16 protein-coding genes are annotated in these 17508 nt (G+C 43.2%); 2 read left to right on the plus strand and 14 right to left on the minus strand.

The annotated features are described in order from the left end of the window. Positions 1-18 precede the first annotated feature (18 nt). The 5 genes from G632_RS0109305 to G632_RS0109325 form a co-directional block, all read right to left on the minus strand. Positions 19-741 carry an MIP/aquaporin family protein gene (locus G632_RS0109305; protein ID WP_022768782.1) on the minus strand — a complete coding sequence of 241 codons (723 nt, stop codon included), beginning with the start codon at positions 739-741 and terminating at the stop codon, positions 19-21. 53 nt (positions 742-794) lie between these two features. Beyond that, positions 795-2297, minus strand: a complete 1503-nt coding sequence (glpK, locus tag G632_RS0109310) for a glycerol kinase GlpK (protein WP_022768783.1) — start codon at positions 2295-2297, stop codon at positions 795-797. A 66-nt stretch (positions 2298-2363) separates the two neighbouring features. Further along, positions 2364-2945, minus strand: coding sequence for a glycerol-3-phosphate responsive antiterminator (locus G632_RS0109315; RefSeq protein WP_026512511.1), 582 nt, complete (start codon positions 2943-2945; stop codon positions 2364-2366). Positions 2946-3371: 426 nt separating this feature from the next. After that, complete coding sequence (locus G632_RS0109320) at positions 3372-3680, minus strand: hypothetical protein (protein ID WP_022768786.1); 309 nt, start codon at positions 3678-3680, stop codon at positions 3372-3374. 72 nt (positions 3681-3752) lie between these two features. Further along, on the minus strand, positions 3753-4862 hold the full coding sequence (locus G632_RS0109325) for a hypothetical protein (RefSeq protein ID WP_022768787.1): 1110 nt from the start codon (positions 4860-4862) through the stop codon (positions 3753-3755). A 138-nt stretch (positions 4863-5000) separates the two neighbouring features. Between G632_RS0109325 and G632_RS21975 the strand changes: the two genes are divergently transcribed. Next, complete coding sequence (locus tag G632_RS21975) at positions 5001-5171, plus strand: hypothetical protein (protein WP_022768789.1); 171 nt, start codon at positions 5001-5003, stop codon at positions 5169-5171. Here G632_RS21975 and G632_RS0109335 read toward each other — a convergent pair. From G632_RS0109335 to G632_RS0109370, 7 genes are all read right to left on the minus strand, one after another. Continuing rightward, on the minus strand, positions 5168-6358 hold the full coding sequence (locus G632_RS0109335; RefSeq protein ID WP_022768790.1) for a pectin acetylesterase-family hydrolase: 1191 nt from the start codon (positions 6356-6358) through the stop codon (positions 5168-5170). The two genes, G632_RS21975 and G632_RS0109335, sit on opposite strands and share 4 nt — an antisense overlap. Continuing rightward, the gene (locus G632_RS0109340) at positions 6355-7020 is read right to left on the minus strand and encodes a DUF6320 domain-containing protein (RefSeq protein WP_022768791.1); all 666 of its coding nucleotides are present in this window, start codon (positions 7018-7020) and stop codon (positions 6355-6357) included. The genes G632_RS0109335 and G632_RS0109340 overlap by 4 nt, the downstream gene beginning before the upstream one ends. Then, positions 7021-8298 (minus strand): hypothetical protein, encoded by a 1278-nt coding sequence (locus G632_RS0109345; RefSeq protein WP_022768793.1) that lies wholly within the window; start codon positions 8296-8298, stop codon positions 7021-7023. A gap of 31 nt (positions 8299-8329) precedes the next feature. Next, positions 8330-11014, minus strand: coding sequence for a right-handed parallel beta-helix repeat-containing protein (locus G632_RS19455; RefSeq protein WP_022768794.1), 2685 nt, complete (start codon positions 11012-11014; stop codon positions 8330-8332). Between the two features lie 163 nt (positions 11015-11177). Next, positions 11178-12329: a GGDEF domain-containing protein gene (locus G632_RS0109360; RefSeq protein ID WP_022768797.1), complete on the minus strand. Its 1152-nt coding sequence runs from the start codon at positions 12327-12329 to the stop codon at positions 11178-11180. A 34-nt stretch (positions 12330-12363) separates the two neighbouring features. Continuing rightward, a complete protein-coding gene (locus tag G632_RS0109365; RefSeq protein WP_022768799.1) occupies positions 12364-12636 on the minus strand; it encodes a hypothetical protein in 273 nt (90 codons plus the stop codon). Positions 12637-12727: 91 nt separating this feature from the next. Next, on the minus strand, positions 12728-13429 hold the full coding sequence (locus G632_RS0109370) for a YggS family pyridoxal phosphate-dependent enzyme (protein WP_022768800.1): 702 nt from the start codon (positions 13427-13429) through the stop codon (positions 12728-12730). Positions 13430-13505: 76 nt separating this feature from the next. Here G632_RS0109370 and G632_RS0109375 point away from each other — a divergent pair, with 76 nt between their 5' ends. Then, positions 13506-14387, plus strand: coding sequence for a PilZ domain-containing protein (locus G632_RS0109375; protein WP_022768802.1), 882 nt, complete (start codon positions 13506-13508; stop codon positions 14385-14387). 55 nt (positions 14388-14442) lie between these two features. Here G632_RS0109375 and rho read toward each other — a convergent pair whose 3' ends face one another. Both rho and G632_RS0109385 read right to left on the minus strand, forming a co-directional pair. Beyond that, positions 14443-15864 carry a transcription termination factor Rho gene (gene rho / locus G632_RS0109380; protein WP_022768803.1) on the minus strand — a complete coding sequence of 474 codons (1422 nt, stop codon included), beginning with the start codon at positions 15862-15864 and terminating at the stop codon, positions 14443-14445. 239 nt (positions 15865-16103) lie between these two features. Further along, positions 16104-17453, minus strand: coding sequence for a solute carrier family 23 protein (locus tag G632_RS0109385; protein ID WP_022768804.1), 1350 nt, complete (start codon positions 17451-17453; stop codon positions 16104-16106). Between the last annotated feature and the right edge of the window lie 55 nt (positions 17454-17508).

Genomic DNA, 17508 nt, shown 5'->3' on the forward strand with positions numbered 1-17508 from the left:
ATTCGATTAGCATTTAAATCAGCCAAACATTCCAGCGCCTGCAAGAACGTTGTAAAGAAGAGATGCAACGATACCGCCGCAGATAGGAGCTACTGCAGGGATCCAGCCATAACCCCAGTTGCCGTTCTTCTTGCCGAAGTTAGGAGCAAGGAGCTGATAAGCAATACGAGGAGCTGTATCTCTTGCTGCGTTCATAGCGTATCCTGTAAGTCCACCGAAGGAAGCACCGCATGCAACGATTACGCCGTATACGAGAACCCATACAGTGCGGTCTGAGCCAGCAGGGATCAGAGCCAGTGTGAATACAAGGATGAATGTAGCGCAGAACTCTGAAAGGAAGTTCAGAACCTGGTTAGGGATTGAAGGTGCTGTGCAGAAGCATCCGCGAACAACATCATCATTAGCTGTAGCCTTGATGTGATCTCCGTAGAGAACCATAAGGATAGCTGCGCCGCAGAAGCCGCCGAGCATCTGAGCAATAATCTGTCCTGCAACTGTTGACCAGTCACCGCTTCTGATAGCGATACCAATTGTAACTGCAGGGTTGAATGCTGAAGGGCATCCTGTGAAGTTGCTCATTGCAAATGCCGGAACCATAACTGCCATTCCCCATCCGATAAGGATGTGAACAGCTCCGCCGCCCTTAAATCCTGACTTCTCAAGTGATACGTTACAGCAAACGCCATCTCCGAGGAGTACCAGAATAAGTGTTCCGATAAACTCGCCTAAATAAATGCTCATAATAAATACCCCCTTTTATATGTGATTTTTTTCCTCACTTAAGTTAATATGTATCAGCCCTTAGCCCATCCAAGAGTTGCTTTAACAGCCTGCTTCCAGCCTTTAAGCTTCTCAGCACGAGCCTCTTCTGTCATTGAAGGCTCAAACTCTCTGTCGATAGCCCAGTTCTTGATAACATCTTCCTTGCTTGACCAGAAGCCAACTGCAAGACCTGCCAGGTAAGATGCGCCCATAGCTGTTGTCTCAACACATACAGGACGATGTACAGGAGCATTGATAATATCTGACTGGAACTGCATAAGGAAGTTATTCTTGCAGGCACCACCGTCAACCTTAAGAGCTGCAAGCTTGATTCCTGAACCCTCTTCCATTGCTCCGAGAACGTCGTTGGTCTGAAGAGCAAGTGACTCAAGAGTTGCACGAATAATATGTTTCTTGTTAACACCACGTGTAAGTCCTGTGATAGCTCCACGTGCGTAAGGATCCCAATAAGGAGCACCAAGTCCTGTAAATGCAGGAACTACGTAGCATCCGTTTGTATCAGGAACCTGAGTTGCGAAGTACTCAGAATCAGGTGATGTATCAACGAGCTTAACCTCATCACGAAGCCACTGGATAGCTGCGCCTGCTACGAAGATTGAACCCTCGAGAGCGTACTCAACCTTTCCGTCGAGACCCCAAGCGATAGTAGTAAGAAGTCCGTTGTTAGGGAACTGAGGCTTTGTGCCGATGTTCATCAACATGAAGCATCCTGTTCCGTATGTGTTCTTAGCCATTCCTGACTCGAAGCAGGTCTGTCCGAACAGAGCTGCCTGCTGGTCACCTGCTACACCGGCGATCTTGATAGGTCCGCCGAAGAACTCAGGATCTGACTCACCATACTCTGTGCTGCTGGAAGGAAGTGCCTTTGGAAGCATGCTCATAGGAACTTCGAGCTGGTCGCAAAGTTCTTTATCCCAGTCAACAGTGTTGATGTTGAACATCATTGTTCTTGATGCGTTTGAGTAATCAGTAGCGTGTACTTTACCCTTTGTAAGTTTGAAGATAAGCCAGGAATCAACAGTACCGAAGCACAGCTCACCCTTTTCAGCCTTCTCACGAACACCTTCTACGTTGTTAAGGATCCAACGAAGCTTTGTTCCTGAGAAATAAGGATCGAATACAAGACCTGTCTTGTTGTAAGCTGCATTGTCGATTCCGGGATACTTGTCCATAAGTTCCTGCTTCATATCAGCTGTTCTACGGCACTGCCATACGATAGCATGATATACAGGCTTACCTGTAGCTCTTTCCCAAACGATTGTTGTTTCACGCTGGTTTGTGATACCGATTGCTGCGATGTCTGTGTAGGTTGCACCAACCTTAGCCATAGCCTCACGAGCAACTGAAAGCTGTGTCTGCCAGATTTCATTAGCATCATGCTCTACCCAACCGGGCTGAGGATAATACTGTGTGAATTCCTTCTGAGCAACAGAGCACATCTCACCCTTCTCGTTGAACAGGATACATCTGTTACTTGTTGTACCTGCATCCAGCGCCATAACGTACTTTGCCATTACTTAACCCTCCTTTTTCTTGTGAAAGAAATAATATTATTAAAGCCCCTTCGCTTTAACTTCTCTTTAAAGCTCCCACACATCATGATTGGTGGTGGAAATTGCAAGTGCCCCGGCATCCAGTGCGTTCATCACATCTTCTTTGTCCGCTATTAACCCCCCGGCTATAATCGGAACTCTGCTGACCTTGTTGATCCGCTTTATCATCTTCGGAAGAACTATGCCCGGTAAAAACTCGATAATATCAGGTTTTATTCCGGGGCTTCTTGCCTGCTTTTCTATGTTCTGCAGTGCCAGAGAATCAAGTATGAAATATCTCAGCACTGTATTTAGCTCAAGTTCTCTTGCATGTTGGATGAGATTGCTCTTTGTGGTGATGATCCCATCTGCTTTTGTGTTGTTCTTAATAAAGTCAAGACATACGTCCTTGGAGTTATTAAGTCCTGTTATCAGATCCACATGCACCATTGCGACCTTACCGGCTTTCTTGATCTTGTCGACTATGGTCGGTATGCTGCATATATCTCCATACAAAACAAATATGATCTCAATGTCTTCTGTCAGAGCCACCTCAAGTCCTTCATCATCTTTAACTGCTGCGATGATAGGGTTGGACTCTATTTTGTTAATAAATTCTCGGTTTTTCATTTCTATTTTGATAAATAAAAAAAGAGCAAACAAAGTAAAATGAGGTTCCCCCTCATTTAACCCTTACTCTTTTCTCAAGGCTCTCTATTAATTTTAATGTACACCAGGATGTCTCGTTCATTCTGTCACCGTTTCAAACTTCCAAAAATCAAAACTCTTCGAATCGACTGTCGGTCAGTTCTTTACGACAAAATCATCATATCTCTTATTTGTGCAAATTGCAATAGCCCTATTTATACTTTTTTTATTTTTTGTACTATTTAACAAATATATTGTACAATTTTCGGCATAATACAATACAAAAAGTATAAATTATGCACAACACGCTTTAAAGCATTAAAGCATTTAGTTGACAAAATGCGCATAAGCATCAATAATTGACATCATTGTCAGAAATATCAAAAGTCAAAATAAAAACCTCAGGTATTAAACCTGAGGTCTGTCTGCCGGTGCATTTGTGTTTTCAACCATCATATTTATGGCTTCAACTGCCACTTCATAGAGCATAGCCATTTCCTTGGCTCCCTCGTCATCTTTTTCAGCAATCTTTCTGTACTGATTTGTAAAATATACCTTAGCCTGCTCTATTGTTCCCCTGGGAATCGCATGGCCATTTGCATACATTGCGCCTGTCTCAGTATTGAACTTATTGGAAGTATATTTTGCTTTCTGTGCATCCCCCACTCCCATTGATTTCGCCAATGAATGTATCAGATCTTCTCTTTCCTGTGCCATAGTCTCCTCCTGATGGTCTTCGTAATAATATCTATGTTTATTATAATATAACGCGCAGTAGATTTAAATCTTTTATTCACCTACAGCCTCATAAGCTGTATAAAACGTCTCTACATGATCAAACCTGTAATAGGCGTCTCCCTTAATGGAAGCAGCACTTCCCGGCTCAAGGCACACTTCATCGGTGTTCTGGGGAATCATCCACATGCAGTCCACAAGCTCTTTTCCATCAAAGAAAAGAACATAAGCATCCACTTTGACCTTTTTGTCAGACTTATTCTCCGCCGTAAGAATTGCAGAGTTGCCTTCTACCGCGGTATAGACTGCCACGTCTGTCGACATGTCTTTTTCATAAGGATCACGTTTTGATATAGAGAACTCAAAGGCATCGGGAATGCCTCCGCCAAGGTCCTTTTTGTCAAATCTTCCCTCGAAGACAAAGACACTTCCGTCCCTTACAACCTCCACGGTCTTCTCGGAGATTGCCATCTCATTTCCATCCTTGTCTCTGGCCGTAAAGATACACTCATATCTGCACAAATCTCCTGATTTGTTCTGCAAAACCAGGATCGGATTGGCATTGTGATCATCCTCCCTGAAATACTGGGCTACTATAAGGGTACCCACCGGAAGTCCGCCGTAGGATGGCATGTCATCATCAGATGGCGCGATGGAGATTATTCCTCCTTTATTCCTTTCAGCAGGAGCAATACTGTCAAGACTTTCAAATATCTCCGGAAGCTTTTCGGAAGATGCTAAAGCGCCGGCACTATTTGCCGCCTCTTCGCTGTGAGTCTTGGGAGTATTGGTGTAATAGGTCATCTCCTCGCCGGCAGAATCACTTACGTTTTCTTCTGCAAGAAGCGTATTCTCTTCCTTAATGATCCCCAGGCCTTTGGCAAGATTTGAATAATTGTTTATCATTATCTGCTGATAAAAATTTCTGCCGCCCTCATCCGGTGTCGGAAGATGCAGTCCAAAGGTGTTCAGATACATGACAATTGGAAGCAGAATTCCCGCAAAGGAAATCGCCAGGATCCTTACTATATCTATGGACTTTTCCTCAATGATCAGTCTTATGCCCATAATAAATGACACCAGTGACGGAATTATCCCCACCAGAAAAAACGAGCTGATAAGCCCAATAATTGAGGTTATAAGTGCAATTGTAGTTATATGCATGAAAGTCCCCTCAAGTTTCTGTGCATATTTTACAAAAGTAACTCAAATCTAAATGTCAATACTTGTATATAGAATATTTTATACTACAATATATGGTAGTTAAAGTGTTATGTAAAAGTATTGTGAGGAGGTAGAGATATGACAACAGCTGCGACATTGGAAGCGCTTGATCTTAGTGTCATCCGCAACATTCTTCGTTCGATGATTAATGAGCACTGGTCAGTTACAGAGGCTCTTGATGAATATGATATTCCTGAATCTCTTCGTGAGGAGTATGAAGCTCTTATCGAGAAGTGCTTTATTGATTAAGAGTTTTTAAGAAGGTCGAGTCCCACATCATAGACTTTTCCTTCAACTGCATCTTTAAGCCAGTCAGCCATAGAGATCCCGTTTTGAGTAAACAGCGTAAAATGAGGTTCTCTCACACTGCAATGTACAGTCCCGCCCATGGTAATGAGCGGGATTTTCCATTCATTCAAGAAAATCCCAAAATGAGGTGTTATCTCTTTTAACTGACGAACCATCTCACAGAGCTGATCGTAATATTCCTTCTGCACATCAGCATCCGTCTCGTACTTCTTGTTTATTATGTCGTTATAATAAGCACTCAGAAGATAGTCATGAATTGAACTCGAATATAAAAGAGTGAATCTATCGCCATATTTACTGTAGAGATCCTTATACCATTCCAGCGTGATATTGTCCCCATGAATAGGCTTCCAGAAGCTCTCTTTTGCCTGCCATATATTTTTGGCCGTAGAGCGCCATTTCTTGTAAAGGAGCTGTCCACTGTCTGAAAAGAGTGTGATGTTTCTTGCGTTCGGATAATAGTTATCCACCACTTCTCCCGCAAGAGCAGGCACAGCAAAAGCACCGGCGGAATTGCCGGCTATAAGAAGATGTGAAGGCGCAGGAAAAAGCTCTTTTGCCACCTTCATGCTCTCGAGGAAATTTACATAGCCATGGAAATGAAGTATCTCACCGCTTCCATCCTCGGCCTTATATGGATAGTCGTGGTTACCGATGTGGAAGTCTCCCGTTGCATAGGTTATGACAACAAAGCTCCAGTCCCTGAATGGATTGGCCTCGTTCTTAATATCGGTGATACCGACATTTATATTCATAAGCTGGGTAAAAGGCCTTAGATTGTTCCAGTAAAAGTTCGGCTGTCTTGCTGCCACTTTTCCACCGGTTACAGGCCTTGCAGCGGTATATTCATTCCAGGCCACTCCTCCACCCGAGAAAAAAACGCACAGCTTGTCAGGATCAGCCAGTTTTACATAGATGTAATACTCTGACCCATCCCCCGAAAGTCCTTTTTCAAGCGGTACTCTGTACCATGTCATCTTTTCGGGATCCTTTGGAAGATCCTCTGCCTTTCTTCCGGAATTCTCAATGGCTCTGCTTATGGAATTCTCTACAAAATCCCCGGCTCTGGAGGCAAATACAAGACCTCTTTTGATGTTGTTTTTATTAAGTCTGTTCTTGATGCTCATATATTAAACATCTTCTCCGATGCGTTCTTAAGATCTCTGAATCTGAAAATTATCAGGGCCGCGATGAGTATCATATAGGTGATAATACTTGCTACTGCCGGCCATGGGAAAGTATTCATGCCGTTTCTGATAAAAATTATCTGAACAAGTGCCATTACAAAATCAAGGACAATGTACAGGATATACTCGTCAAGACGAAGTTTAAGCACCCACGCAATGATGTTGGTTGCGATGGCAAGTCCTATCAGTGTCATTGGGATCATCCAATTGACACTCCAGCCATGGAAACCGGTCTTTATATCGATATAAAGATCAACTACAATTGCAACGACAACCTCAAAGGTTATGACCTTGATAAGGTTATTTCTAAGATACATGGTTGCTATAACATCAATCCACCCAACAAAAAGTCCCAACATAACAGGGCCTATAAAAGAGAACTCTCCTTTTGTCATTATGTTGATAGCCCCAAAGATTATCTCCGATGCTATAAACAAAAAAGTACACATCTTAAGGAAAGTGATATTGCTGATCTTTCTCTTTTCAAGAATTGGGAATGATGGGTTGTCATCTCCCTCGACTTCCTTAAGTCTTCCCTGGCACAGAGGGCAGCATTCCTTTCTGCCTCTTATTTTCACATTACATTTCTGACAAATCTGCATTTACTCTTTTTCCTCGTACATATCGTAATCATTGGTTCCAAGCTCAATTTCAATTCCCTCCTCAGAGAGACATCTGAAGAAATTAAGCATGGTCTTATGAGTCTTGAAGGGCGAAACCTCGCCGAATACCATCTTGTCCTTGAAGGTGCATACACACACCTGCTGAGACGAAGCAGTCATAAAAGCGCTGAATCTGTCGATATAATCGGCAACTTCCGGAGGCATCTTGATCTGTCCAAGGTTAGACATAGATGTTGTAACGCCCCTCTTGGCTGCCCTGTCAAATCTTCCGATGGTGAAGTCCTTGATTGGAAGCGGAACCATCTTGATCGCCAGGTTATGCTCCAATGATGAGTAGGAATTCATGGTCTTTTCTATGTTTTCAGATGAGAGCTTCTCCTTAAAGTCCTTGGCAACAGGCTCTATTATGCTCTTTAGCTCACCGTCATAGTTCTTCGGATCATAGTCAATATTGATGACACCAAAGAAGTTTCTTGCTGTTCCGCTCTTATAGAACTGACGCAGGTTAACAGGTACGCTGACTACGATATGTCTTCTCATCTGATGTCTGTTCATGCCCTGTATTACAGCCTTTATGTACAGTGCAACACACAAAACGCCTACTGTTGACTCATACTTGTGGGCAAGATCGAGGAACTTGGACGCAGATACAGTGCCCTCAAGAAGGTGTGGCAAAAGATTGTCATCCACTTCTCCCGTTACCTGATAAGCCTTAACGGATCTCATCTCTCCCAGCTGCTTAAGACCTTTTTGCTTGGAGTAGTTGTCTGTAAAGGCATCCACATTCTTCTCTTCCACAGAAAAATCATCGGATGGTTTAATGTCCTCGCTGAGGTTGTGCCTTATCTGGAGGTACCTTGTAACAAGGTTTTTAAAAAACATGAAAGCTCCGGTACCGTCTGCCAGTACATGGAACATCTCAAGGTTTATCCTCTTGTTAAAGTAGTTGACCCTGTATAAAAGATTCTTTTTACCGGGAATGTAAAGAGGAAGGCAGGCAGGAGTATGCTCCTGTTCCACCTTGGCCATTAAATTGCTGTCCTCGAGATAATACCAGAAAATTCCCCTGTGAAGAACACAGTTAAAGAATGGGAATTCCTCTATTGTATCATCCAGCGCCTGCTGAAGGATTTCGGGATTAACCTCCTCCTTCAGCTCGCATGTAAGTCTGAATACTCTGGTATTGGCTCCCTTTGCAGTTGAAGGTACAATCTTCGCAGCATTGTCGAGCTTATACCAGTTTGCTCTTCTCTCCATAAACGTTGATTACCTTTTTTCTTTATTCTGATCAGAGTTTTTCAAGTCTCTCTGTGACTATATCCATATTGCCCTTGCTCATCCTGTAGATAACATCCTCCAGGGATATGAACTTCTTGTTCCTGATGAACTTCAAGTACTTAGGGGTAAAGCGCATCTTGATACCTTTACTCTCAATTCCGGAGTTGACCTTATCCTGAATTGTAGCACAGGTATCTGCAGGGTCATGGGCCATGCTCTTATTAAGGATGCAAAGGAGTGTTCCTGCCGTGCGAACAAAGCCCTCACAGTTAGGGTCATCCGATACATCTATGGACTGCAGAGCTCCTACAGACCACTTCTTTAAAGTATGATAAATTCCGTACTCACAGTCAAGCTCTACCAGCTTATCATTTACGCCGTCGTACAGCCAGACTTCATTGCCCTTAACAAACATATCTCTTACCTGGAACAGGCTTCCTTCGAAGGGAAAAGAGATCCCGGCGCCATCGCACCCTGTGAGCATAATGTTGGAATTGATCTCCTCGACAAAGGACTCGGGCTCAGGTATGTCTTCCCTCTCCTTTTCGGTCTCCGGCACTTCTTCAGAAACTGAAGGCTCTACGTCTTCCCTCAGCTCCTCATCCTCTCTGACATCTTCAAATTCATCTTTTTTGCCTTCGATCCTGGGTCTTTCGGCATGTTTGATCCTGTATGGTCCAAAGCCTGATGTCTGAACGGTAAACCTGTCGGTATTGCACTCCTCAAAAGGTCCTGCAACAGGGAATCTTCCGCGCTTTCTTCCGAAGTAGTCCATATCAAACATAATGGCACTGCCATCGGAATTTTCAAATCTCTGCTCAGGCTCAAAAGCTATTCCAAGAGCCTCGGTGTTCATTGGCATAGTAAAGGATCTTGGCAGATACTCGTAGAGGTTTGTGTGAAGAGTATATCTTCCATCCTCCTCATCAAGGTATAAGCTGATCTTGTGATCCTTATCAACGTGGGCAGCAAGCTCGCCATCGCAGGGTCTTGCACCGTTGTAGTAGGCATTGCCTCCGGTATATACCGGCAGATATGAATAGTAGATATCATTTCCTACTTCCCAGGCCGGTATCTTAGTGAATTTGGCAAAATACTCTGATGCCGTCGGGAACTTATTGTACGGGCAGGTTCCGCAGATAAAGTTGTGCTGGTCCATGGTATCGCTGTTTTCTGAAATGCAGAAATCCAAAAGATCCTGCCTGACCTTCTGCTGAATAAAGATATTGTTGTAGAACCTTGCATCTCCGTGCTGGATTGTCATAAATCCTGCAATCTTTGTGGAGTGAGGAACATGGTAAGGCGTAAACCTTGATGTGGTCATCTTTCTGGTTCCATCATCAGTTCCCTGTCCAACATAAGAAAATGATCCGGCGATCAGGTTGTGTATAAACGCAAGGCCCTGTGTGCTCAGTCTGCAGGAAATCTGTGACAGAAGCAGGTTATGATCTATAAGTGTAGGGCCGTGTGAAACCTCAACAAAAATATCCTCGCCAAGTGAGAGGCTGTTATCAATGATAGCACCCTCCGGAGGAACATTGTCATGCATAAAGTTCTGAGTGACCCTTGTGCCCTGAGCCTGCCAGTCAAGCCAGAGTCCTCTGGTACAATGGTCAATGTGGTTGCGCCTTATTATGGTGTCAATGGCTGCATGAAGCTTGATACCACCTATCTCAGCACCTGCGAGATTATGCTTATTGTTAATATGATGGATATGGTTGTCCTCAATGATACTGAAAACACCGCCAAGATGTCCTACAATACCTGTCTGACCACAGTCATGGATATCGCAGCGTCTAACGATATGCGAGCCGACACTCTCTTTATCCCATCCTTCATTTACAGCCTGACATATGCAATCTCTCTCAGTCTGGCTTCCGATCTTTACAAAGGTAGTGGACCACTTGTTGTTATTGCCTCTCTGGAAGTACTTGCCAAGAGATATTCCGCTGCACTTTGATTCATAGATCTCGCAGTCCTCGATGATCCATCCCTTGGACCAGTGAGGACCTACCATACCTTCCTGGTAAGCAGTCGGCGGAGCCCACTGGGTGGCAGCACATCTTACGGTAAATCCGCAGAGTGTTATATAGTTTATACCTGTCTTTTCCGGATAGAAGCATGCCTTCCTGACAGAGAGCTCTACATTTTCTTCATTCGGGTCTTTTCCCTGGAAGTTAGCGTAGATTACGGTATTACCGTCCTCCTGGGCTGTAAACCATACATAAGTTGAAAAATCGGGATCCCAGGACCTCTTATCCTTATGTGGATGCATGCAAAGAGAGAGGTCAAAGACCTCGTACATAGACTTTCCGTCTAAATATATATCGCCTGTGTGTGGATTGTGTTCAGAAGGGAAGAACCAGTCCCCTCTGACTTCATCGATATAGGGATTGTAATCCCCAAAGAAGCTGTTTGGAATCCTGACACGCCATACGTTCTCAAAGCTCTCCCACCCCGAAAGGCGCTCAGCGCCGGTGATGATTGCTTCCCCACGTGACGTGCTGATATATTGTATCCTGTCCTTCTCAGTTCCTGAGTTTACAGGTTTTACCCATTCTCTGTATATACCGGGAGCCACAAATACAGTATCTCCCGCTTTAGCTGCCTGAGCGGCCTCCTGTATTGTTTTGAAAGGATGATCAATGGAACCGTCACCGCTTCTAAGTACACTGCCGGATACATAAATCTGCATACCTATGCCCCTCCAATCTGATATACTATTATAAGTATATCACGTTTTAACATAACCATCTAAGGAGAAGACCTATGGGACGCATGAAATTCATCTATGCCATTTCAATACTTGCAGCATTTATTCTTACAGGAGTCATAATAAGTCTGATAAGCTCTTTATTTTAAGCATTGTTCATCTTTTTGTTCTGATACAGATCAGAATCAGCCCTGGCAATAAAGGCCTGGAGTGAAACAGGAGCCTTGTAGTCATACTGTGCTATTCCTATGCTTACGCTTACATCATAGGGTGCTCCTTCAATATCAGATAATCTTCTGATATTGTTTTTTATCTGCTCCGCAAGATATGTAGCTTCTGCCCTATAAGCCATCTCAGCCACGATCACAAATTCATCTCCGCCGTATCTGGACACAAACATTCTTCCTCTCGGGCCCTGACAGGCGTCCTTAATAGCACTTGCAACTCTGATGAGTGCTCTGTCACCCTCAGTGTGTCCAAAGGCGTCATTTATTGTTCTAAGCTTATCCACATCAACCATGAGAAGGAACAGACTCATTCCGCTCTCTTCATTTCTCATTTTCTTAATCAGGAATTTATACATCTGATTTCTGTTATTGGTCTGAGTCAGCGGATCAATGGAAATCATATTGTCCTGGATAGTTGTATATACATAAAGCACTGCAACTACCGCTCCATAGCAAAGGAAGGGCACTCTCCAGAAACTAGCCTGAAGGATTCCACATACAATAGGAGCAAATGGGAAGATACCTATCATCAGATAGATTCCTCTCTCGGCGTACTTATCCTTATTGGCAAATCTGGAAAAAGCTTTTATGGATGATGCGATCATATATCCAAAAGGAATGATGACCAGAATCACATAAAATCTTCCGTTTACCAGTGTTCCACTGTCATCGACATAATAAAGAAGCCCTGTCCAAAATGCTGTTATGCAGAGAACTGCAGATATGATAACAGGTATAAAGACAAGACGCCTCTTTTTCCTGTCCTCTACAATACCGTCTCCCTGAAGCGACTCGGAGACAATAAACCAGTTGTAAGTTACCATCGTTATTAAAATGTAAGTGAAAACATTGGACAAATATGTCAGTGTTATCGAATATTTTATGACCCGTCCATCAACCAGCACCCAGAATATCTCTGCCAAAAAGTAAAGCATTAGTATTCCGATAAGTCTGGCTATATAGATAGAAGATGCCTGTTTATTAACTGCTTTTACGATCTTATAGTAGATCAGAGCAAGAATGAAAAAACAGGCAAGATGTGCTTCTATATAATAAAAAACGTAATCCAAAATTTATGCCTCCAGAAAAGACGTAGTAGTATTATCAGGCTCCACCGGCAATTGCCTTAAGAGCTTCAAATTCAGAGTCGTATACTCCGCCCATAGCCTCAACTTCTTCCCATGTATACCATGAGCCCGAGAGCTGGACGCCCCTGATTGATATGTCGGTTGCTATAACCATAAACGGCTTATGATTCACAACAATATAACAGGTCCTGTTTAGTCCAAAAGGAGTGACAAAAACATGCCCTGTATCTATCAGATGATTCAATTGATCAATTGATAATGCCTTAGATAAAGGAACTGTTCTGAGCATAGATGCCTTCCTGATTAACTGCAAATAAAAAGCCAAAACGTATACAAATTTATTATACTATCTGGCTTTTTTAGTGTAAATTCGTTTATATTTATTTAATAATATGTGTATAGTCCCTCTCTCCGAAAATTCCTGTTCCAACCCTGACAAATGTGGCTCCTTCCTCGATTGCCACCTGGTAATCTCCTGTCATTCCCATTGAGAGAGTATCCATTTTTACACCCGGGATATTCATTTCGTTAATTCTGTCTTTTAACTCTCTAAGGCCCTTAAAATATACTCTGTTACTCTCAGCATCCTCAGTGTATGGTGCTATTGTCATAAGGCCTCTTATGTTAAGGTGAGGGTACTGTGAAATCTCTTTTACAAAATCAGGCACTTCCTCTGCAGATAAACCGAACTTGCTCTCCTCCTGCGCCATGTTTACTTCGATCAGAACATCAATTACCTCATCAGTCTTTGCAAACTGCTTCTCTATCTCGGCAGCCAGCTTAACATTGTCAACCGAGTGGATCATGCACACTCTGCCGGGAAGATATTTTACCTTGTTGGCCTGAAGATGGCCTATCATATGCCAGGAAAGCGGCTCTTTTATCTCCTCTGTCTTGTCCTTGATCTCCTGGACCTTATTCTCGCCAAAAACTGTAATACCACAGTCCATTGCCTGTCTTATGTCACTTACGGGCTTGGTCTTACTTACAGCGATCAGTGTCACTTCACTCCTGTCTCTGCCGGCTTTCTCGCAGGCAGATACTATATTTTTCTCGACTAATTCAAGATTCTCTTTGATCATAATCGCTCCTGATGCTAGATTTTTTACTCTGTTCAGTATATCATAATCTTAGATTCATGTAATGGGGGTTGTTCCAATGAAAGTCAGTGAAATTTCCAATGGTTCAGAAGTAAAGATCCACGCAGCCATCAACGGGCACAGCATAGTTCTTATGACTGAGGCTATTTTTGGCGTGGCTGCAGGACTTTTGGTTAAGCCCATGGAATACTTTGGAAAATACATGCAGTTTTTGGAGCCATCAAGCGTAGAGATCAGGAATAAGCGCGACGGACGTGTTTACAAATTCATGTCCACCACCATTACTCCTGTAAAGACCAGATATGGTAACTTCCATCTCATAAAGAGTTCTTCCAAATTAGAGCCTGAGAACTCCAGAAAGGCTGAGAGATTCTATATTGATAAGCTTGGCCTTATTTCAATAAACGGCAACAATATGGACCTTAAGAACTGTATTGTGCACGATATCTCAATGCGAGGAATTTCTATTCTTGTTGATGATTCAACCATTCTTAAGATTGGTGACAATATAGATGTAATGTTCAGATACGGTGATACTCTCCACAACTATGAAATCTCCACCAAGGTAGTAAGGAACTTCGAGATTGGAGGCAAAAGAGCTGTCGGCTGCAGCATTTCAAATCTGAATGTGGATCTTATTGGTCTTTTGGTGTCCAAGAAGAGTGAAGGTCATCCTGTACTTGATAATGTACCCGAGACCAACCTCAATCCTGAGATTTCCGAGAAACAGCAGATCAAGGAAGTTGACGAGGATATTGCAAAAGAGCTTATCCCGGAGAGACCAAAAACTCTCACAATATCATCCGGTGGCACAAATCCCTTTGATCCAAAGAATCTTGAACACATAACCGACAAGACACTGCGCCAGGCCAAACAGGAAGAGAGGCTGGCCAAACAGGCCAAGGATATTGAAAATCTGTTAGACCTTAGAGACATCTAAACACATAAATAATAAAAGCCCTGAGTCGTATGACCCGGGGCTTATTTGTTTGCTATCAGAATCTCATCTGCTTCTCAACCATTCTTACAAACTCAACATTGTTGCGAGTCTTGGAGAAGAGGTTGATGCACTGATCTACTGCCTCATCAGCCTTCATGCTGTTAAAGCCTTTTCTAAGGCTGTTGATAGCTGTGAGCTCTTCCTGTGTAAGAAGAAGATCCTCTCTTCTTGTACTGGACTTAGGAATATTGATGGCAGGGAAGATTCTCTTTTCCTGAAGCTTTCTGTCGAGAACCATTTCCATGTTACCTGTACCCTTGAACTCCTCGTAGATAACGTCGTCCATCTTGGAACCTGTCTCAATAAGAGCTGTTGCAAGGATTGTAAGGCTTCCGCCCTCTCTCATGTTTCTGGCTGCACCAAAGAATCTCTTAGGCATATGAAGAGCTGCCGGATCAAGACCACCGGAAAGAGTTCTTCCTGAAGGTGGAACTACGATATTGTAAGCTCTTGTAAGTCTTGTGATGGAATCAAGAAGGATAACCACATCCTTGCCGTGCTCAACAAGTCTCTTGGCTCTCTCCATAACCATCTCAGCAACTCTCTTGTGGTGCTCGGGAAGCTCATCGAAGGTTGAATAGATAACCTCTGCATTAGGTCCCTCGATAGACTCCTTGATATCTGTAACTTCCTCAGGTCTCTCATCGATAAGAAGGATGATGAGATGAATATCTCTGCTGCTCTTTAAGATTGACTTGGCAACATCCTTAAGAAGTGTTGTCTTACCTGCCTTAGGGGGTGATACGATCATACCTCTCTGTCCCTTACCGATTGGGCTGATAAGATCCATAATTCTCATGGCTACGCTGCATCCGGGCTGCTCAAGAGGAATCTTGACATTGGGAAATATAGGAGTCATCTTCTCGAAATCCCATCTGCCCATAGCAACTTCAGGCTTGTATCCGTTTACTGTATCAAGACGAAGAAGAGCTGCGAACTTATCGTTCTCTTTCTTGGCTCTGCAAATACCCTTTAAGATATCTCCCGTCTTAAGATTAAATTTCCTTATAAGGCTTGGCGCAACATAAACGTCGTTCTCACCCGGAAGGTAATTCTCGCATCTGATGAATCCATATCCATCCTGCATTACCTCGAGGATTCCATCTGCACTGTCGCCATCTTCAACCTCCTGAGGCTGCTGCTCTTCTTCCTTGGCAGGCTCCTCAGCAGATGTATTTGTTTTGTTAGTTGTTACAACTACCTTTTTCTTGTGAACAGGTGCCTTCTCCCTTGGCTGCTCATTTTCGCTCTTCTCAGCCTTCTTGGCCGGAGATGCCTTAGCTGCTTCCTTCTCATCAAGTTCGCACATAAGATCAATTATCTCAGACTTCTTCATTCCGGATGCGCCCTTGATTCCACGCTTCTTCGCAATATCACGAAGATCACCGAGTTTTAATGTCTCATATTTTTCTCTCAAAATAACTCCATTTCTGCGCTATATGCGCCTATTATTACATATATCTTGTCATTACAATTACTAGTCACTGGGATTTGTAAACGACTGCATCAAAATGCGTTTGTTTAAAGAATTGCTAATAAATCTGAAATTCATAAGATAAAATACATCATCTCGAGGAAAAAATCAACACCTTTTATGAAAAAATAATAAAAGGCCCGCTGCTACACACAGCGGGCCTATAAAAAACTAAATTCGAATTACTGGAAATTTGTTACCAGAGCTGCAATTCTGAGAACAAACAAAACAAATACGCACCACATAACAGGGCTAACGTCCTTAGCTTTCTTAGTGCAAACCTTAAGGATTACCCATGCAATAACTGCGAACATGATACCTGTAGCGATTGAGTATGCAAGAGGCATCATAACGATTGCAAGGTAAGCACCTACTGAATCAGCGATGTCGCCGTCAAATTTGATCTTAGCAGCACTCATGAGCATGAGCATTCCTACATAGATAAGTGCAGGAGCTGTAGCAAATGAAGGGATTGCAAGGAAGATAGGGCTAAGTACAAGTGATACAAGGAAGAGTACACCTGTTGTAAGAGCTGTAAGACCTGTTCTTCCGCCTGCTGCTACACCGGCACTTGACTCAACAAAGCTTGTGATTGTTGATGTACCAAGGAGTGAACCTGCTGTTGTACCAACAGCATCTGCAAGGAATACCTTACCAACTCTTGGAAGGTTTCCGTCCTTGTCAAGGAGTCCTGCCTTATCAGCAACACCTACTACTGTTCCTACTGTATCAAAGAGGTCAACATAGAGGAAGCTGAATGTGATTGCCAGGAACTGAATAAGATGGCTTGCTGCCCATCCGAAGTTAAGCTTAAATGCTGTATCCTTGATTGCTCCAAGCTGAAGGCCGTTTGAGAAATCAGGGAATACATTAGCGCCTGTGTAGATACCGGCTGCCTGAAGGATCATGCCTACGATCCAGATAGCGATGATTCCGATAAGAACACCACCGGTTATGTTGTAGTGAACCAGAATTGCAATAACAATAAGTCCGATAAGTGCAAGGACCATATCAAGGTCTGAGAAGCTTCCGAGGCCTACTACTGTTGCATCGTTAGCAACGATGATACGGGCATTCTGCATTCCGATAAAAGCAATGAACAGACCGATTCCGGCTGAAATACCATATTTAAGGTTCTGTGGAATACTGTTGATGATCTGCTCACGGAACTTGAAGAATGAAAGTACAATAAAGAGAATACCTTCTACAAATACCGCTGTAAGAGCGATTCTGAAAGGATCTTCCTCAGCTGCAAGTTCTCCAAGACATACTGTATATGCGAAATACGCATTCAGTCCAAGTCCTGCAGAAAGACCGATAGGGTAATTGGCAAGAAATGCCATAATGAATGTAGCAATTGCAGACGCAAGCGCTGTTGCTACAAAGACACCGTTAGCATTCATAACTGTTCCCAAAATGTTAGGGTTAACAGCAAGAATGTAGGCCATGGTCAGGAACGTGGTAGCACCGGCAATGATCTCCTTTTTGACGGTAGTATCATGCTCCTTTAGTTTGAATAACTTCTCCAACATACGTTTCTCCTCTTTTCTCCTCTTGTGAAAGTTATTAGGGGCTTATTTTTACATA

This window comes from Butyrivibrio sp. NC2007, from assembly GCF_000421405.1.
In the GTDB taxonomy this organism is placed as follows: Bacteria; Bacillota; Clostridia; order Lachnospirales; family Lachnospiraceae; genus Butyrivibrio.